This window comes from Pseudoalteromonas sp. MMG024 (genome assembly GCF_021654175.1).
GTDB lineage: Bacteria > Pseudomonadota > Gammaproteobacteria > Enterobacterales > Alteromonadaceae > Pseudoalteromonas.
Window position 1 is genome coordinate 1 of the sequence record NZ_JAKFZO010000022.1, and the last position, 20,580, is coordinate 20,580.

General features: G+C 42.9%; 14 protein-coding genes. 1 reads left to right on the plus strand and 13 read right to left on the minus strand.

Features of this window, described 5'->3' with window-relative positions; all coding sequences use genetic code 11:
- Positions 1 to 36: 36 nt before the first annotated feature.
- On the minus strand, positions 37 to 525 hold the full coding sequence (locus L1068_RS17695) for a GNAT family N-acetyltransferase (RefSeq protein WP_237131299.1): 489 nt from the start codon (positions 523 to 525) through the stop codon (positions 37 to 39).
- 219 nt (positions 526 to 744) lie between these two features.
- Between L1068_RS17695 and L1068_RS17700 the strand changes: the two genes are divergently transcribed.
- Positions 745 to 1,155 (plus strand): VOC family protein, encoded by a 411-nt coding sequence (locus L1068_RS17700; RefSeq protein ID WP_237131300.1) that lies wholly within the window; start codon positions 745 to 747, stop codon positions 1,153 to 1,155.
- A 23-nt stretch (positions 1,156 to 1,178) separates the two neighbouring features.
- On the opposite strand, the gene L1068_RS17705 is transcribed toward L1068_RS17700, so the two are convergent.
- The 12 genes from L1068_RS17705 to nusG form a co-directional block, all read right to left on the minus strand.
- Positions 1,179 to 3,890: an ATP-binding protein gene (locus L1068_RS17705; RefSeq protein WP_237131301.1), complete on the minus strand. Its 2,712-nt coding sequence runs from the start codon at positions 3,888 to 3,890 to the stop codon at positions 1,179 to 1,181.
- 472 nt (positions 3,891 to 4,362) lie between these two features.
- A complete protein-coding gene (tuf, locus tag L1068_RS17710) occupies positions 4,363 to 5,547 on the minus strand; it encodes an elongation factor Tu (RefSeq protein ID WP_138634216.1) in 1,185 nt (394 codons plus the stop codon).
- Between the two features lie 61 nt (positions 5,548 to 5,608).
- On the minus strand, positions 5,609 to 7,726 hold the full coding sequence (fusA, locus tag L1068_RS17715; protein WP_237131302.1) for an elongation factor G: 2,118 nt from the start codon (positions 7,724 to 7,726) through the stop codon (positions 5,609 to 5,611).
- A gap of 27 nt (positions 7,727 to 7,753) precedes the next feature.
- Positions 7,754 to 8,224 (minus strand): 30S ribosomal protein S7, encoded by a 471-nt coding sequence (gene rpsG / locus L1068_RS17720; protein WP_010562301.1) that lies wholly within the window; start codon positions 8,222 to 8,224, stop codon positions 7,754 to 7,756.
- Positions 8,225 to 8,324: 100 nt separating this feature from the next.
- The gene (gene rpsL / locus L1068_RS17725) at positions 8,325 to 8,699 is read right to left on the minus strand and encodes a 30S ribosomal protein S12 (RefSeq protein WP_010562300.1); all 375 of its coding nucleotides are present in this window, start codon (positions 8,697 to 8,699) and stop codon (positions 8,325 to 8,327) included.
- Positions 8,700 to 8,862: 163 nt separating this feature from the next.
- Complete coding sequence (gene rpoC / locus L1068_RS17730) at positions 8,863 to 13,038, minus strand: DNA-directed RNA polymerase subunit beta' (protein WP_237131303.1); 4,176 nt, start codon at positions 13,036 to 13,038, stop codon at positions 8,863 to 8,865.
- Positions 13,039 to 13,149: 111 nt separating this feature from the next.
- On the minus strand, positions 13,150 to 17,175 hold the full coding sequence (gene rpoB / locus L1068_RS17735; RefSeq protein WP_054981436.1) for a DNA-directed RNA polymerase subunit beta: 4,026 nt from the start codon (positions 17,173 to 17,175) through the stop codon (positions 13,150 to 13,152).
- A 267-nt stretch (positions 17,176 to 17,442) separates the two neighbouring features.
- Positions 17,443 to 17,805, minus strand: coding sequence for a 50S ribosomal protein L7/L12 (gene rplL, locus L1068_RS17740; RefSeq protein WP_010562297.1), 363 nt, complete (start codon positions 17,803 to 17,805; stop codon positions 17,443 to 17,445).
- Positions 17,806 to 17,885: 80 nt separating this feature from the next.
- The gene (gene rplJ / locus L1068_RS17745; protein ID WP_054981437.1) at positions 17,886 to 18,380 is read right to left on the minus strand and encodes a 50S ribosomal protein L10; all 495 of its coding nucleotides are present in this window, start codon (positions 18,378 to 18,380) and stop codon (positions 17,886 to 17,888) included.
- A gap of 337 nt (positions 18,381 to 18,717) precedes the next feature.
- Positions 18,718 to 19,422 carry a 50S ribosomal protein L1 gene (gene rplA / locus L1068_RS17750; protein ID WP_010562295.1) on the minus strand — a complete coding sequence of 235 codons (705 nt, stop codon included), beginning with the start codon at positions 19,420 to 19,422 and terminating at the stop codon, positions 18,718 to 18,720.
- 6 nt (positions 19,423 to 19,428) lie between these two features.
- The gene (rplK, locus tag L1068_RS17755; protein ID WP_010387320.1) at positions 19,429 to 19,857 is read right to left on the minus strand and encodes a 50S ribosomal protein L11; all 429 of its coding nucleotides are present in this window, start codon (positions 19,855 to 19,857) and stop codon (positions 19,429 to 19,431) included.
- Between the two features lie 163 nt (positions 19,858 to 20,020).
- Positions 20,021 to 20,578, minus strand: coding sequence for a transcription termination/antitermination protein NusG (nusG, locus tag L1068_RS17760; protein WP_010562294.1), 558 nt, complete (start codon positions 20,576 to 20,578; stop codon positions 20,021 to 20,023).
- Between the last annotated feature and the right edge of the window lie 2 nt (positions 20,579 to 20,580).

Consider the following 20,580-nt stretch of genomic DNA (forward strand, 5'->3'; position numbering starts at 1 on the left):
TGCTCGTTTTTGTACGTTTTCTTCTAAAAATGCCCTTTAAAGCGAGTTTACTTGTGAATTTTGGGCCTCAGTATTAAATGATTGCTGCGTCACCTCACCCCAATATTCATCATTAATCTTTGTTTCAGAGTAATTTGCATTGAAGCTTGTGATTGCGTTTCGCCAAAATTGCGTTGCCTTGCTTGCACCCGCAATCTGTTTAATCTGCCATGCACCACCATAATGCTGCCAAATCCAACTCGCGAATCTACTTCCTAATCCTTGTTCTCTTAAACTTGGAACTATGTAAAACTCACACACCTCAAATTGTTTACTGGCAACTTGTTTGATTGCTGCAAAGCCAATTGGCTTACCTTCTAAATAACAGAGCAAACCAAAAACATTATCAACCAGCTCTGTGTCGAGATCGAACAGTCCCATATGGTTAGGTAATTTACCTGTGATTTTTGAAAACTCTGCTTCATACCCTTGCAACAAGTTTAAATACACACGCATGTTGGTTTGCTCTACTACAACTACTTCCACTGCTATCACTCATTTGACCAATAATTTTTCAATCATCACACAAAACCGCTGTTAAAAAAATATAAATAGCGCTTTACCTCAATCTAACTTGAGCTTTTATAGTCATCCTGCTTTCTCAATTTAAGGAATGATTTTATGCACTCATTTACACGCTACCTTTGTACTTTAAACAAACATTCAATCTTGGTATCAACTTCAGCATTAAAATAAGGAACGACAATGTTTTTGGAACACGTTAATTTAGTTGTTACTGATCTAAATAAGTCACTGACTTTTTATCAAGCTGCTTTTCCACACTGGCGAATTCGCTCAAAAGGAAGTGGAGAGTGGTACGGTAAGCCGCGGCAATGGCTGCACTTTGGCGACGATTTTAATTATATTGCATTAAGCGACCATGGTGAGGGAGAGATAAGAAAACTCTCTGGTCATCAAACAGGACTAGCGCACTTTGCCTATGTTGTGAAAAATTTAGATGCACTCATAATGCGTATGTGTGACGCAGGCTTTTTTGTCGATAAAGGCAGTGAGCACCCTTTTCGTAAAAATGCCTATTTTATTGACCCTGACGGATTTGAAGTAGAGTTTGTCGAGTATTTAAGTGATCTGCCTTCTGAGCGAAATAGCGATTAGCATATACTTGGCCTTCTAATGTGTTATTCGCTAGTTACAGTTAACTGGATTAAGGTCTCAATTAATTTATTAATATCGATGGGTTTTGCAAGATGAGCGTTAAACCCTTCTCTTAAATACCTTGTTACATCACTTTCAAGTACGTTTGCTGTTAACGCTACTATTGGAATGGTGCTATTTAGTTGCCGAATATATTTGCAAGCTTGTTCACCATCCATCTCTGGCATTTGAATATCCATAAAAATGATGGCTGGGTTTTCTTGTTGAAACAAGTCAATTGCTTGTTTTCCATTTTCAGCGATTAATAGTGTTGCTTTCGCTGGCGCCATAATTGCCTTAAACACAGTTTGATTTACTTTATTATCTTCAGCCAACAAAATGGTTGTGCCATTGAGTGATGGCATCGTTAACTGTGTGTCTTCTCTTGGTTTTAATACTTCACGACTTTCGTATGTCAATGGAATTGTGAGCTTAAATTGAGAACCTTTATTTAGCTCACTCGTCACTTCAATTTTACCTTTCATTAAGTGAACGAGTTGTGCAACGATTGCAAGCCCTAAACCTGTTCCCCCGAATCGACGTGTTGTCGACGTATCAGCTTGTTCAAACCGTTCAAACAAACGTGTTACTTGGGTATCACTCATACCAATACCTGAATCTGCTACTTCGACTTTAATACCTCGCTTATACTTTACAACCTTGACGTCAATTTGACCTGAATCTGTAAACTTAATTGCGTTACTAACTAGGTTAAGTAAGATCTGCTTAATACGCGTCGGGTCACCTTTCCACACACCGGTTACTGAAGACATTGAATCCAGCTTCACTACTAATTGCTTTTCATCTGCAATACTCTTTTGCTCAGTTACCGTGTCTTTAACCAGCTTTTCTAAATCAAACTCGGTAGATTCAATTTCGAGTTTTCCTGCTTCCAACTTAGATATGTCGAGAATATCATTAATTATGGTTAGCAGTGTTTTACCCGAAGAGAGCGCACTGTCAGTGAGCTCTTGTTCTTTTGCCGCTTGTTTGGATTTTCTTAGCAATTGCAATGTGGATAAAACAACATTTAACGGGGTACGAATTTCATGACTCATATTTGCAATAAATTCGTTCTTTACTTGGTCTGCTTTTTTGAGTTGTTCAATTACTGTGGCTAATTGTGCTGTTTTGTCTTTTACTTTACGCTTTAGCTGATCGTTAAAACCCGCAATAATTAAAGTAAACATCACACCAATTGCCGCAATAATAAAACCCACAATGAGTGTAAGCCAACTTAACCAATCCTTTTTGGTATTTTCAAAACTATCGGTACTCTCAAAATGAACTAGCCAATCGCGGCCAAACCACGCTAACTGATAAGATTTAGCGAAGTGTAAGCTATGACTCGTATTGTGTTGTTGTTCTAGACCTGCAACATAAGGCGAACTAGGCGATTGTTTATCTGAAATTGAAAAGTGATAATAATCTGAAGATGCATCTTCAAGCATTAGCTTTTCAAGCGACTTATCAACTTCAATAACCACTTCGGCAATACCTAATAGCTTGTCGTCACTATTTCTAAATACCGGAAAGTAAATTACATTGCCTGTTAATTTATCTGATTGTTGCTGTAAGCGAACCGGCGGTGTTGCTTTAATTGACCGTGCACTTATCGCTTCAAATACGGTATCACCTGCAACTGGGTGACTCGCTAAATCGAGACCAATAGCCAAACTATTAGTAGAGTATGGCGCTGTTAGACTGATCGGAAATATTTGTGAAAACTGTCTGCTTTCGTCGATGATTCTAAGTTTTGCCCCTTCCAATCCTCGTTCAGACTGCTTTTCATACCAAGCTTGCGAGTCTTCACGCTCTAAACAATCTAACCAAGCAATTGCACGGTAAGGAATACCGCCATTATTCAGAGACGATGCAATTAACTGGAATTCATCAATATTGGGATCAATACCATTGCGAAACAAGGTTGCCAAAGCAAACAGGTTAGTTTCGATTTGTCGTTTGAGTATTTGTAATTCGTAAACTTTCTTTTCAGTAATATCTGCGAAAGTTAGGTTTAAATTTTTACGATACACTTCTTTTGAATAAGAAAATGTAAAGCACACTGATATCAGCAATAAGGTACCTGTAACCAATACAACTTTAACGTTACTCACTGGACTAAAAAGCTTAGATGGAAGTAACATGCCAAATAATGGGAAGAAAAACAGCACGCCAACACTGTCACCAACCCACCAAGTGAACCAAACAAAATCGACAATGCTAAATGGAATAATGCCCTGTAAGTATAAAGAGCTAGTACCAATTGTTGCAGACACCATACAAGCAAACGGACTGACTAAAACTAGCGCTTTTAACAAGGGTTTTGCTGCATTTAAGCTAAGTGGAAAATCACACAATTTTTTTAGAAGCAAACAGCTAATGGCAGCCTGCAACAAAGCACCCGCAGCACGAACACTGTTCCACATAAAATCGGAAACAGAAATAGAAAAAATATCGTTTCCTGAACTATAAATATTCGCCAGTAAAGCGCCGACAAAAAGTGGTAGATATGCCTTACTGCCATAGCGTAGTACAACAATTGCTGCGTACCCTGCAGCTGGCCATACTGCGCTCGCAAAACCAGGCTCTATACGAAAGAAAGTACCGAATACACCAAAAGAATAATAACCAAGCACGATGAGTAAAAAAACAACTACATCGTTGCGAAGCAATCTTGTAAGAGTAAGCGGCATTCAGTAAGCCTTATTTTGTAGAATGAACTGTTTAAACATAGCACAAAAGTTAGTTCATAATACGATTAATCAAATGCTTAAATGTGTCACGTGCTGGTTAAGGCATCTATATAAAATTAAAGCAGGTAACAGATTGCATTACGCTTAGAAGCACTAGCGCAATACTTAACTCTTGGGATAGCAAAGTGTTAATTGTGCAACAAGCGCGATATGGAGTAATAAGTAACGTTGAATATTAATAAATAGCGAAGGACGAAGTTCCATTCATTCAACAGCTCTACAAATTAACATGCTTAAAACTTAGTACGCTGTTTCTGAACGACTGTTCAAGGCAAATTACCGCCAAGCGTTCGGCAATATAAAGTGATGTGAAACGAGAACATTAAATTAAACAAAGGATAGGTATTTTTGACATAAAAAAACCCGAGCCTAAACTCGGGTTTTTCAATGCTTATGCATTAACTATCAAGAATTAGTCTTCGATAGTTGCTACAACACCAGCACCTACTGTACGGCCACCTTCACGGATCGCGAAACGTAGACCTTCGTCCATCGCGATTGGAACGATTAGCTCAACAGTCATCTTGATGTTGTCGCCTGGCATTACCATTTCTACGCCATCTGGTAATTGGATATCACCAGTTACATCAGTTGTACGGAAGTAGAACTGTGGACGGTAGCCTTTGAAGAATGGCGTGTGACGACCACCTTCATCTTTAGATAGTACGTATACTTCTGAAGTGAACTTCGTGTGAGGCTTGATTGAACCAGGCTTACATAGAACCTGACCACGCTCAACTTCATCACGCTTAGTACCACGTAGAAGTGCACCAATGTTCTCACCCGCACGACCTTCGTCTAGAAGCTTACGGAACATTTCAACACCCGTACAAGTAGTAGTTGTAGTTTCTTTAATACCTACGATTTCTACTTCGTCGTTCACGTTGATGATACCAGCTTCAACACGGCCTGTTACTACTGTACCACGACCCTGGATTGAGAATACGTCTTCGATAGGCATGATGAATGGCTTATCGATGTCACGCTCAGGCTCTGGGATGTAAGAATCTAGTGCTTCAGCAAGCTCAACAATCTTGTCTTCCCACTCTTTCTCGCCTTCTAGTGCTTTAAGAGCTGAACCTTGGATTAGTGGTAAGTCGTCACCTGGGAAATCGTACTCAGAAAGAAGTTCACGAACTTCCATTTCTACTAGCTCTAGTAGTTCTTCGTCGTCAACCATGTCACATTTGTTCATGAATACGATGATGTAAGGTACACCAACCTGACGTGAAAGAAGGATGTGCTCACGTGTCTGTGGCATTGGGCCATCAGTCGCTGCTACTACTAGGATTGCGCCGTCCATCTGTGCAGCACCTGTGATCATGTTTTTAACATAATCCGCGTGTCCTGGACAGTCTACGTGTGCGTAGTGACGAGTTGGTGTATCGTACTCAACGTGTGAAGTTGAGATTGTGATACCACGCTCACGCTCTTCTGGAGCGTTATCGATTGCTGCGAAGTCTTTCGCTTCACCACCGTATACTTTTGCAAGTACGTTAGTGATTGCTGCTGTTAGAGTTGTTTTACCGTGGTCAACGTGGCCGATTGTACCTACGTTTACGTGCGGTTTCGAACGTTCAAACTTTTCTTTTGCCATTTTCTTAAATTCCTATAAAGAAATTAAAGTCCGATCCCACATGAATCGGACCGAACTAAAATTACTTAACAGCGCGAGCTGCAATAATTGCGTCTGCAACATTTGAAGATGCTTCTGCGTACTTGAGGAATTCCATCGAGTACGAAGCACGCCCTTGTGTTGCAGAACGAAGGTCTGTTGCATAACCGAACATCTCAGCAAGTGGCACTTGTGCGTTTACTTGCTTAAGACCACCTGGCGCTTCGTCCATGCCTTCGATCATACCGCGACGACGGTTTAGGTCGCCTACTACATCACCCATGTTTTCTTCAGGGGTGATAACTTCAACCTTCATAACCGGTTCTAATAAGGCTGGGTTCGCTTCAAGCGCACCTTTCTTGAATGCCATAGAACCTGCGATCTTAAACGCCATTTCATTCGAGTCTACATCATGGAATGAACCATCATATAGCGTCGCTTTAACGCCTAATACAGGGAAGCCAGCTAATACACCATTTTGCATTTGCTCAGCAACACCTTTTTCTACCGCAGGAATGTACTCTTTTGGAACAGCGCCACCAACGATTTCGTTAACGAATTCGAAGTTTTCAGCATCTTCTTCCGTAAAGTCCATTGGCTCAAGTTTCAGCCAAACGTGACCATATTGTCCGCGACCACCAGACTGACGTACAAACTTACCTTCAACTTCAACAGTTGAGCGGATAGCTTCACGATACGCAACCTGAGGTTTACCAACGTTACATTCAACGCTGAATTCACGTTTCATACGATCAACGATAATATCTAAGTGAAGTTCACCCATTCCTGAAATGATGGTCTGGCCTGATTCTTCATCTGTTTCGACACGGAAAGATGGATCTTCAGCCGCTAGTTTACCTAACGCGATACCCATTTTTTCTTGGTCAGCTTTGGTACGCGGTTCAACCGCCACTGAAATTACTGGCTCTGGAAATTCCATACGCTCAAGTGTAATGTGCGAATCAAGTGAACACAGAGTGTCACCTGTTGTTACATCTTTCAGACCAATTGCTGCCGCGATGTCGCCAGCGCGAACTTCTTTAATCTCTTGACGGTCATTTGAGTGCATTTGCACAATACGACCAAAACGCTCACGCTTACTTTTAACTGGGTTGTAAACTGTATCACCAGTGGCTACAACACCTGAGTAAACGCGGAAGAAAGTTAGCGTTCCAACAAATGGGTCGGTTGCAATTTTAAATGCAAGCGCCGCAAATGGTGCATTGTCATCAGCAGGACGTTCTTCTTCTGTCTCGCCGTCGTCTAAAACACCTTGGATTTGCTTAACTTCAGTTGGTGACGGCATGAATTCAATCACAGCATCAAGTACCGCTTGTACACCTTTGTTCTTAAATGCAGAACCACAGGCCATTGGAACGATTTCGTTCGCAAGCGTACGTTGACGAATTGCTGCTTTGATTTCTTCTTCCGTTAATTCACCATCTTCTAGGTACTTTTCCATTAACTCTTCGTTTGCTTCAGCGGCAGACTCAACTAAATGAGCACGCCATTCTTCAGCAAGGTCTTGAAGGTCAGCAGGAATATCTTCGTAAGTGAAGCTCATACCCTGATCTTCTTCAGACCAGTTAATCGCTTTCATCTTGATAAGATCAACGACTCCTTTGAAGTCGTCTTCAGCACCGATAGCAAGTTGGATTGGTACAGGTACAGCGCCTAAACGGCTCTTAACCTGTTCAACTACCATCAAGAAGTCAGCACCTACGCGGTCCATCTTATTAACAAAGATCATGCGTGGTACTTCATATTTATTTGCTTGTCGCCACACCGTTTCCGTTTGTGGCTGGACACCAGATGAAGCACAAAGTACTACAACCGCACCATCGAGTACGCGTAAAGAACGCTCTACTTCGATAGTGAAATCTACGTGTCCTGGCGTATCAATAATATTGATACGGTGGTCTTCGAACTGAGCGTCCATACCTTTCCAGAAACACGTAGTTGCAGCAGAAGTGATCGTGATACCACGCTCTTGCTCCTGCTCCATCCAGTCCATAGTTGCGGCACCGTCGTGAACTTCACCGATCTTATGACTAAGACCGGTGTAGAAAAGAACACGTTCTGTAGTGGTGGTTTTACCCGCATCTACGTGGGCACAAATACCGATATTGCGATAACGCTCAATTGGAGTTGTACGTGCCATAATATCCTCTTAAAACTTAAGAGCTTACTACCAACGGTAGTGAGCGAATGCCTTGTTCGCTTCAGCCATACGGTGAACGTCTTCACGTTTCTTAACCGCAGTGCCTTTGTTTTCAGCAGCATCAATCATTTCTTGTGCAAGACGTAAGCCCATTGATTTTTCACCACGCTTACGAGCTGCTTCAACTAACCAACGCATACCTAATGCGTTACGACGAACTGGGCGTACTTCTACTGGTACTTGGTATGTTGAACCACCAACACGGCGAGATTTAACCTCTACCTGTGGGCGAACATTTTCAAGTGCCGATTCGAAGATTTCTAGGTGCGACTTGCCTGATTTCTCAGCAGCCACGTCTAGCGCACCATATACGATTTTTTCAGCAGTTGACTTCTTACCGTCTAACATTACTACGTTAACGAATTTAGCAAGAAGCTCTGATCCGAACTTCGGATCTGGAAGAATTTTACGTTGACCTATTACGCGTCTTCTAGGCATTTTAATCTCTCCGATTTCTTCAGGTTCGCTTTACTTCAGCGAATCCCCAAAACAATATTAATTACAAATTTAAGTGCTTGGCCTTACTAACGGAGAACCATTAGCCCTTAGGGCGCTTAGCACCGTACTTAGAACGACCTTGACGACGGTCGTTAACGCCTGCACAGTCAAGTGCACCGCGAACAGTGTGGAAACGTACACCTGGTAAGTCTTTAACACGACCACCACGGATAAGAATTACACTGTGCTCTTGAAGGTTGTGACCTTCACCACCGATGTATGAAGTTACTTCGAAACCGTTCGTTAAACGAACACGCGCTACTTTACGTAGAGCCGAGTTTGGTTTCTTAGGTGTTGTTGTATATACACGAGTACATACGCCACGCTTTTGAGGACAAGCCTTAAGCGCAGCTGAGTTATTTGATTTAACCTTGCTGCGACGTGGCTTACGCACTAGCTGGTTGATAGTTGCCATTAAATAGCTCCTAATAAATTAAACTAAACTACTGAAAAAAATCCGCCCTTTTACTTCACTGAGCAAAAGGGTGGCGGAATTTTAATGAGCAAAGTTTAACCTGTCAACATAAACTGCACATATAGCCCGAAATTTAGGCTATATGTGCGAGTTGCGATTAAGGTTATTCTTGCTCGCCTTCGATGCCAGCATTAAGTGCATCGGTTAGTGCTTGTGATGCTTCATCTACACTAACTGTTTGCTCTTCAACACTTTCACCTTGTTTGCGACGATTGATACGGTCTTGGTGGTAGGCAAAACCAGTACCCGCCGGAATCAAGCGACCTACAATTACGTTTTCTTTAAGACCACGTAATTCATCGCTCTTACCATTTACCGCTGCATCAGTAAGAACACGAGTTGTCTCCTGGAATGATGCTGCAGAAATGAATGATTCTGTCGCAAGTGATGCTTTAGTAATACCCATTAGCTGAATTTCAAATTTAGCTGGGATCTTACCTTGCTCTTCAAGATCACGGTTTGCGATATTAACGCGCGCCACTTCAACTTGTTCACCTGCTAGGAATTCTGTATCACCACCGTCTAGGATGATGCACTTACGGATCATCTGACGAATGATAGTTTCGATGTGCTTATCGTTAATTTTTACACCTTGTAAACGGTATACTTCTTGTACTTCGTTTACGATGTAGTTAGCAACATCTGTTACACCACGTAGGCGAAGGATATCGTGTGGCGACTCTGGACCGTCGGCGATAACTTCACCTTTCGATACTGATTCACCTTCGAACACGTTAAGCTGACGCCATTTAGGAATCATCTCTTCGTATGCATCACCTTGCTCTGGTGTAATAACTAAGCGTTTCTTACCTTTAGTTTCTTTACCGAAACTAACTGTACCTGTAATTTCTGCAAGAATTGCTGGATCTTTCGGCTTACGTGCTTCAAATAAGTCAGCAACTCGAGGTAGACCACCGGTGATATCGCGTGTCTTCGAACCTTCTTGCGGGATACGTGCCAATACTGCACCAGCCGCAACCGTTGAACCATCAGTCACTTCAATTGTAGTGAATGAAGGAATACGAATTTCTTGAAGACCGCGCTCATCGTTTTCGATGATTAACTTAGGTTCTTTCGCGTTAACTTTCGCAAGGTCTTTAACAACCATACGCGTAAGACCAGTAAGCTCATCTGTTTGCGATTCTACGTTTGAGTCATCAATGTCGCTGAACTGAACTTTTGATTCGTGTTCAACAATGATTGGGTGACTATGCGGATCCCATGTCGCAACGATATCGTTACCAGCAACGTCAGCGCCATCTTGTACTGAAAGAACCGCACCGTAAGGTACTTTATAACGCTCTTTCTCACGACCGTGCTCGTCGATAACTGTGATTTCAGTTGAACGAGATGTGATTACAATCTTACCATCTGAGTTAAGAACGTATTTCGCATTGTGTAGCTTCAAGCTGCCGTTGTTCTTAACTTGTACGCTGTTCTCTGCAGACGCTCGAGATGCCGCACCACCGATGTGGAAGGTACGCATCGTAAGCTGTGTACCCGGCTCACCGATTGATTGAGCTGCGATAACACCTACTGATTCACCTGGGTTAATTAGGTGACCGCGTGCAAGGTCACGACCGTAACAGTTAGCACATACACCAAAGTCGTTATCACATGTGATAACTGAACGTACGCGTACTTCGTCCACTGAGTTCTCTTCTAAAAGGTCACACAGTTTTTCGTCAAGCATTACGTTACGCTCAACAAGTACTTCTTCAGTACCTGGCTTTAATACGTCTTCAGCAACTACACGACCTAATACACGCTCGCGTAGCGGTTCTACAACGTCACCACCTTCAATTAGCGGCTTCATTGTTAGACCATCTTCAGTACCACAGTCTTGCTCGTTGATTACTAAGTCTTGTGCAACGTCTACTAGACGACGCGTTAGGTAACCCGAGTTCGCTGTCTTAAGTGCTGTATCGGCAAGACCTTTACGCGCACCGTGCGTCGAGATGAAGTACTGGAGTACGTTTAGACCTTCACGGAAGTTCGCCGTGATTGGTGTTTCGATGATTGAACCATCTGGACGTGCCATTAGACCACGCATACCCGCTAACTGACGGATCTGAGCGGCGCTACCACGTGCACCTGAGTCGGCCATCATAAATACTGAGTTGAATGAATCTTGCTCTTCCTCAACACCTTCAGCGTTGATTACAGTATCTTTTGATAAGTTTGCCATCATTTCACGTGATAAGTTTTCATTTACACGTGACCAGATATCGATAACTTTGTTGTACTTTTCACCTGCAGTTACAAGACCAGACTGGAACTGTTGGTTAATTTCGTTAACTTCTGCTTCAGCAGCGTCGATGATTTCAGCTTTAACTGGTGGGATTTCCATATCGTTAATACCGATAGAAACACCCGACTTCATCGCGTAGTGGAAACCTGTGTACATTACTTGGTCAGCAAACACTACTGTGTCTTTTAGACCTAGACGACGGTAACACTCGTTAAGAAGACCTGAAATCTGCTTCTTACCCATTGCCTTGTTAACAAGTTCAAATGGTAAGCCTTTAGGCATGATAAGTGAGAAAATCGCACGACCTACCGTTGTTTCAACTAGGTGTGTAATTTCGCTCTTGTCGCCTTCTTCGCTGATAACCGTTTCAGTTAAACGAACTTTAACGCGTGCGTGTAAGTCAGCAACACCTGTACGGTATGCTTTCTCAGCTTCTTTCGCGTCTTTAAATACTAAACCTTCGCCGTTCGCATTAATGCGATCGCGCGTCATGTAGTAAAGACCTAATACAACATCCTGTGAAGGTACGATGATTGGCTCACCGTTCGCTGGTGAAAGAATGTTGTTGGTTGACATCATTAGTGCACGTGCTTCTAGCTGTGCTTCTAATGTTAACGGTACGTGTACCGCCATTTGGTCACCATCGAAGTCAGCGTTATATGCCGCACACACTAATGGGTGTAGGTGAATCGCTTTACCTTCGATTAAAACTGGTTCAAACGCTTGGATACCAAGACGGTGAAGTGTTGGTGCACGGTTAAGTAGAACCGGGTGCTCACGAATTACTTCATCAAGGATATCCCAAACTTCCGGTACTTCACGCTCTACCATCTTCTTCGCAGCTTTGATAGTAGTCGCCATACCGCGGCGCTCTAATTTACCGTAGATAAATGGCTTGAATAGCTCTAGTGCCATTTTCTTAGGAAGACCACACTGGTGTAGTTTCAGTGTAGGACCTACAGTGATTACAGAACGGCCTGAGTAGTCAACACGCTTACCAAGAAGGTTTTGACGGAAACGACCTTGCTTACCTTTGATCATGTCTGCAAGCGACTTAAGTGGACGCTTGTTAGAACCTGTGATCGCACGACCGCGACGACCGTTATCAAGTAGTGCATCTACCGCTTCTTGTAACATACGTTTTTCGTTGCGTACGATAATGTCTGGTGCAGCTAAGTCTAAAAGACGCTTCAGACGGTTGTTACGGTTGATTACACGACGGTATAAATCGTTCAGATCAGATGTTGCAAAGCGACCGCCATCTAGTGGTACTAGTGGACGTAGATCTGGTGGAAGAACTGGTAATACAGTCATGATCATCCACTCAGGGTTGTTACCTGATTGGTGGAATGATTCCATCAACTTAAGACGCTTAGTGATCTTCTTACGCTTAGTTTCAGAGTTAATTGTTGGTAACTCTTCGCGCATTTCTGCAATTAGCTGACCAAGGTCAAGGTCACGAAGTAGATCAAGTACAGCTTCTGCACCCATCTTCGCTTCGAACTCATCACCGTGCTCTTCTAATGCATCTAGGTATTCTTCTTCACCTAATAGCTGACCACGCTCAAGCGTTGTCATACCTGGCTCTGTTACTACGAATGATTCGAAGTAAAGTACGCGCTCGATATCACGTAATGTCATGTCTAACATTAGGCCGATACGAGACGGTAATGATTTAAGGAACCAAATGTGCGCTACAGGGCTAGCTAGCTCGATATGACCCATACGGTCACGACGAACCTTAGTTAATGTAACTTCTACGCCACACTTTTCACAAATAACACCACGGTGCTTTAAGCGTTTATATTTACCACATAAACACTCATAGTCTTTTACTGGGCCGAAAATACGAGCACAGAATAAGCCGTCGCGCTCAGGCTTGAAAGTACGGTAGTTGATTGTCTCAGGTTTCTTTACCTCACCAAATGACCATGAACGTACCATATCTGGCGAAGCTAGACCGATGCGGATCGCATCAAACTCTTCGGTCTTGTTTTGTTGCTTCAGAAACTTAAGTAAGTCTTTCACCTTAGCTCTCCTAAAGGAGGTTAATCTTGGGGGCGGTCCATTTTAGCCACCCCAGCTATTCGTTCGCGAAAGGCGCTTGACTCTGTGTCTACAGAGCAGCGCCTAATCGGCTTATTCTTCTTCCAGCTCGATGTTGATACCTAGTGAGCGGATCTCTTTCAACAATACATTGAACGATTCTGGCATACCAGGTTCCATCTTGTGGTTTCCGTCTACGATGTTCTTATACATCTTAGTACGACCGTTAACGTCATCCGACTTAACAGTAAGCATTTCTTGTAGCGTGTAAGCAGCACCGTATGCTTCTAGTGCCCATACCTCCATCTCACCGAAACGCTGACCACCGAACTGAGCTTTACCACCAAGTGGCTGCTGAGTTACTAGGCTGTAAGAACCAGTCGAACGAGCGTGCATCTTGTCATCTACTAAGTGGTTTAGTTTCAGCATGTACATGTAACCTACAGTTACTTTACGCTCAAACTCATCACCAGTACGACCGTCATAAAGTGTTACCTGACCACTTGAAGGGTATCCACCTAGCTCAAGTAGCTCTTTGATTTCACTTTCTTTTGCACCGTCAAACGCTGGAGTTGCGATTGGTAAACCGCCTTTTAGGTTTTCAGCTAAGCGACGGATTTCATCATCAGAGAAGCTTGCAATATCAACCTTCTGACGACAATCACCTAATGCGTAAGCTTTAGCGATGAATTCACGTAATTCGTGAAGTTCACGCTGTTCCTTCATCATGTCTTCTAGGCGCTCACCGATACCACGTGCAGCCAGACCCATGTGTGTTTCTAAGATCTGACCGATGTTCATACGTGATGGTACACCTAGCGGGTTAAGAACGATGTCTACGGTACGACCACGGTCATCGTAAGGCATATCTTCTACTGGTACGATTGTCGAGATAACACCTTTGTTACCGTGACGACCAGCCATCTTATCACCCGGTTGAATACGACGTTTAACAGCTAGGTAAACTTTAACAATCTTAAGAACACCTGGTGCTAAGTCGTCACCTTGTGTGATCTTACGACGCTTAGTTTCGAAGCGCTTGTCGTAATCAGCTTTTAATTCATCATACTGTTCAGCTAGTTGCTCTAACTCGCCTTGTTGTGCTTCATCAGCTAGGCTTTGCGTTAGTAGCTTGTCTGCAGCAAGACCTGCAAGTGATGCTTCATCCATACCAGCAGCGATAAGTAGCTTACGAGCACGGCTTAAGACACCTTCTTCAAGGATCTTAAATTCTTCGTTGAAGTCTTTCTTCGCTTCACGAACTTGCATCTCTTCGATTTCAAGTGCGCGCTTGTCTTTTTCAACACCATCGCGAGTAAATACTTGAACGTCGATTACCGTACCAGATACTGAGTTTGGTACACGTAATGAGCTGTCTTTAACGTCAGACGCTTTTTCACCGAAGATAGCACGTAGTAGCTTTTCTTCAGGAGTTAGCTGCGTTTCACCTTTAGGTGTTACTTTACCAACTAAGATGTCACCGCCTTTAACTTCAGCACCGATGTATACAACACCCGATTCATCAAGTTTGCCAAGTGCAGATTCACCTACGTTAGGAATATCAGCTGTAATTTCTTCTGGACCTAACTTGGTATCACGCGCGATACATTGTAGTTCTTGAATATGAATCGTAGTTAGACGATCTTCTTCAACTACACGCTCTGATAGTAAAATTGAATCCTCGAAGTTATAACCATTCCATGGCATGAATGCCACGCGAAGGTTTTGACCAAGTGCTAAATCACCTAAGTCAGTCGAAGGACCATCAGCAAGTACATCACCACGAACAACCGGCTCACCAACCATACACGTTGGTTTTTGGTTGATACAGGTGTTCTGGTTAGAACGTGTGTACTTAGTTAGGTTATAAATGTCGATACCCGCTTCGCCTGGGACGCGCTCATCTTCATTTACGTTTACAACGATACGGCTCGCATCAGCGTAATCAACTACACCGCCACGCTTAGCAACGATTGTTACACCTGAATCTTTCGCAAGTGTACGCTCGATACCTGTACCCACTAACGGCTTGTCTGCGCGTAATGTTGGTACTGCTTGACGTTGCATGTTCGATCCCATTAGTGCACGGTTCGCATCATCGTGTTCTAGGAATGGGATAAGTGCTGCTGCAACTGAGATAACCTGCTGTGGCGATACATCCATATATTGAATGCTGTCGCTAGGCATAAAGGTTGATTCACCTTTGTGACGACATGGAATTTGCTCATCAACAAAACGGTTTTCTTCAGTTAAGTTTGCGTTTGCCTGTGCAATTACAAACTGGCCTTCTTCGATTGCAGATAGGTAATCAACTTCGTCAGTTACAACGCCGTCAATTACTTTACGGTATGGAGTTTCTAGGAAACCATAGTCGTTAGTACGTGCGTATGTTGAAAGCGAGTTGATTAGACCGATGTTCGGACCTTCAGGCGTTTCGATTGGACATACACGACCATAGTGAGTTACGTGAACGTCACGTACTTCGAAGCCTGCGCGCTCACGTGTTAGACCACCTGGACCTAATGCAGAGATACGACGCTTGTGCGTTACTTCTGAAAGCGGGTTGTTTTGGTCCATAAACTGAGATAACTGCGATGAACCGAAGAATTCTTTAACCGCTGCAGAAATAGGCTTAGCATTGATTAGGTCTTGTGGCATTACAGCATCAAGATCACCTAAGCTTAAACGCTCACGTACTGCACGCTCAACACGTACTAAACCAACACGGAATTGGTTTTCTGCCATTTCACCCACAGAACGAATACGACGGTTACCTAAGTGGTCGATATCATCTACGTCACCTTTACCGTTACGAATGTCGATTAGAACCTTCATAACTGCAACGATATCTTCTTTACTTAATGTACCTGCACCGTAACCTTCTTCGTGGCCAACACGGCTGTTGAATTTCATACGACCAACTTGTGATAGGTCGTAACGCTCTTCAGAGAAGAATAAGTTATCGAATAGTGCTTCTGCTGCATCACGCGTTGGTGGCTCTCCAGGGCGCATCATGCGGTAGATTTCAACAAGCGCTTCTAAACGATCATTTGTTGGGTCAACACGTACAGTTTCTGACATGTATGCACCGCTATCAACTTCGTTGATATACAGTGTTTCAATCTTGTTAAAGCCAGCTTTAACAAGTTCAGCCATTAACTCAAGTGACAGCTCAGCATTTGCTTCAGCTACAATTTCACCTGTGTCTTCGTTGATGTAGTTTTTCGCTACAACACGATCAATGATGTACTCGTGCGGAACTTCTAGCTGAGTAACGTTGTTCTTTTCTAGTTGTTTGATGTGACGCGCCGTAATACGACGGCCTGACTCAACAATCACATCACCAGAAGGATCTTTAATATCAAAGATCGCAGTCTCACCACGTAAACGTGATGGAACAAGTTCCATTAATACTTTACCGTCTGCTACTTCGAATGTTGTTGTTTCGAAGAACATATCTAGAATTTCTTCAGTTGAATACTCTAGTGCGCGTAAAATGATAGACGCTGGTAGTTTACGACGACGGTCGATACGTACGAATAGGTTATCTTTTGGATCGAATTCGAAGTCTAACCATGAACCACGGTAAGGAATAACACGTGCATTATATAAAACTTTACCCGACGAGTGTGTTTTACCACGGTCATTATCGAAGAATACACCTGGTGAACGATGTAGCTGAGAAACGATTACACGCTCAGTACCATTGATCACAAAAGTACCAGTATCGGTCATGAGCGGAATTTCGCCCATATATACTTCTTGTTCTTTAATGTCTTTAACTGTGCCTGGTGCTTCCTTGTCCATTAGCACTAAGCGTAGCTTAACGCGCAATGGTGCAGAATAAGTCACACCGCGGATTTGACACTCTTTAACATCAAATACTGGCTCACCAATACGATAACTTACGTATTGTAGCTCAGAATTTCCCGAGTAACTTTTGATCGGGAAAACAGAACGGAATGCTGCTTCAAGGCCGTGATTGCCTTCTGCGTCCGGACTTAAGAATTTTTTAAAGGATTCTAACTGCGTAGACAGTAGAAACGGCACATCCAACACTTGTGGACGTTTACCAAAATCCTTACGGATACGTTTCTTTTCAGAATAAGAGTAAGCCATGGGGTTCCTCAGCTTGCTGACTTTTGACCCAACTGCTCATAATAATGAACAGACTAACTTGGCACTGTGGCCAATACTGCAACACCAATTTTTTAATTAGCTAAAAACATTAAAAATCAGTTGGTTGCGAAACTAATAATTAAACAACTTAGCTAATTATTGTGCGATTGCAGAGCCAGAGCTCTACAGCGCAAAAAGGCCGGTGAATAAAAATTCACCAGCCCTTGCCTGATTTTTGGTCAGGCAGCTAATCTAGCATAAGCTAGATTACTTGATCTCAACTTCAGCACCAGCTTCTTCAAGATCTTTCTTAAGTGCTTCAGCTTCTTCCTTAGATACACCTTCTTTGATTGGTGCAGGAGCAGACTCAACAAGCGCCTTAGCTTCTTTAAGGCCAAGACCAGTTGCGCCACGTACAGCTTTGATTGCAGCAACTTTGTTACCGCCAGCAGCAGCTAAGATTACGTCGAACTCAGTCTTTTCTTCAGCAGCTTCAGCAGGACCAGCAGCAACAACAGCAGCAGCTGCAGTTACGCCGAACTTCTCTTCCATAGCTTCAACTAGTTCAACAACTTCCATTACTGACATTTCAGCAATAGCGTCAAGGATTTGGTCTTTAGATACAGACATTTCAAATTTCCTAATAATTACGAACCATTAAGGGTTCAAAAAATACTTTACACCGAAAAAGAACAAAAAACAGCTTAAAATTAAGCAGCTTGCTCAGCTTTCTGTACACGTACTGCTTCAATTGTTTTACACAATTTACCAGCAGACGCTTCTTTCATAGCGCTCATTAAGCGTGCAACTGCTTCGTCGTATGTTGGTAATGTAGCAAGCATATCTGCGTCTACAACGTTACCTTCAAAAGCGGCCGTTTTAACTTCAAAGTTTTCATTCTTCTTCGCGAAATCTTTAAAGATACGCGCTGCAGCACCTGGGTGCTCAGAAGAGAAAGCGATTAAGCTAGGACCAACTAGCGACTCATTTAGACACTCATATTCAGTACCTTCAACAGCACGTTTAGCTAAAGTGTTACGAACAACCTTCATCCAAACGCCTGCTTCACGAGCTTCTTTACGAAGGGCAGTGATAGCATCTACAGTTACACCACGAGAATCTGCAACAACTGCAGAAAGAGCACCTTTGGCAGCTTCGTTAACTTCAGCAACAATTGCTTTTTTGTCTTGAAGATTTAACGCCATGGGTGTTACTCCTGGTTCTATGGGGACAAGCCCCTGTTTACTCATCTTTTAATCAAAATTAAGATTAAAAGTGCTTTTTACGGCGAGAGCCAGAAGATTAGGAAAAATCTTGCTGGGGATTCACACCGTCTACGTAGGAGATTAAGCATACCTAATGGTTTGCACCTACGGTCTTGGACGAAAGCCTAATTTATCGCTTTTGCTTGAAACAAGCGCGAAATTATAGACTCCAACCCGAATTTGGTTTTATTGCTGAATTAAAGAAAACTCCATAACTCAACAAAATGGCGCAAAATTATAGTCTAATTTTTGCGCCATGTAAACGCTATTCTCTAAATTATACTACTTGAGTATTTAGAGTAGCTTGGTCTACAGCAACACCAGCACCCATCGTAGTAGAGATGCTTACTTTCTTAAGGAAAGTACCTTTCGCTTGAGAAGGCTTAGCCTTCTTAAGAGCGATGATTAACGCTTCAAGGTTTTCTTGAAGTTGGTTTGCATCAAAGTCTACTTTACCGATAGTAGTGTGGATAATACCGTTCTTGTCGTTGCGGTAACGAACCTGACCAGCTTTAGCGTTTTTAACTGCTTCTGCAACGTTAGGTGTTACAGTACCAGTTTTAGGGTTAGGCATAAGACCACGTGGACCTAGGATTTGACCTAGTTGACCAACAACGCGCATTGCATCTGGAGAAGCAACAACAACGTCAAAGTTCATTTCGCCTTTCTTAACCTGCTCAGCAAGGTCGTCCATACCTACTAAATCAGCACCAGCTTCTTTAGCAGCATCTGCATTTGCACCTTGAGTGAATACAGCAACGCGTACTTCACGACCAGTACCGTGTGGTAGTACAGTTGCACCACGTACGTTTTGGTCTGATTTACGAGCGTCGATGCCAAGGTTTACAGCAACGTCAACACTTTCAGTGAATTTAGCAGTAGCTAGTTCTTTAAGAAGAGCAACAGCTTCGTTGATTTCGTACTCTTTAGTTACGTCAACTTTTTCGCGGATTACGCGCATACGCTTAGTTAATTTAGCCATTCTCAATTACCCTTCTACATTCAAGCCCATTGCACGTGCAGAACCTGCAATCGTGCGTACAGCTGCGTCCATATCAGCAGCAGTAAGGTCAGGACGTTTAGTCTCAACGATCTCTTCTAGTTGTGCACGTGTTACAGTACCAACTTTCTCAGTGTTAGGACGGCCAGAACCAGACTTGATACCTGCAGCCTTCTTAAGAAGGTAAGATGCAGGTGGAGTTTTCATATCAAAAGTGAATGAACGGTCGTTGTAAACAGAAATGATTACAGGAACCGGTGCACCTTTCTCGATAGACTCTGTACGTGCGTTGAACGCTTTACAGAATTCCATGATGTTAACACCATGTTGACCTAGTGCAGGACCTACTGGAGGACTAGGGTTAGCCATACCAGCAGCAACTTGTAGCTTGATTAGAGCTTCAACTTTCTTTGCCATTTTAATAACCTCATTTAATGGGTCTTAGCCTTGTGCGTGCGAGGACACGTACTCAAGCGGCTTCCCAAAATTAAAAAATTCTTAGCTTTTGCTATCATCAGATAACAAAAGGCCGCTGATTATAGATTAACCAGCGGCCTTTTTCAATATGATCATTTAAGAATTATTTGTCAGCTTCAACCTGACCAAATTCTAATTCTACTGGTGTAGAGCGACCAAAAATAAGAACAGACACTTTTACGCGGCTGCGGTCGTAGTCAACTTCTTCAACAACACCGTTAAAGTCAGCAAATGGACCATCAATAACACGTACCACTTCGCCTGGCTCAAACAATGTAGCCGGCTTAGGTGCATCTGCATTTTCTTGCAGACGGTTAAGAATACGATCAGCTTCTTTTTTGCTGATAGGCGCAGGACGGTCTGATGTACCACCAATGAAACCCATTACACGTGGTGTGCTATTTACTAAGTGCCAGCTCGCATCGTTCATATCCATTTCTACCAGTACATAACCTGGAAAGAACTTGCGCTCTGAACGACGTTTTTGGCCTGATTTCATTTCTACGACTTCTTCAGTCGGTACTAATACCTCACCGAAGCTGTCTTCTAGGCCTTGGATTTTAATGTGCTCAATAATTGTTTGAGCTACGCGTTTCTCAAAACCAGAAAATGCTTGTACTACGTACCAACGTAGTTTCTTTTCTTTGTTCTCATCCGCCATGG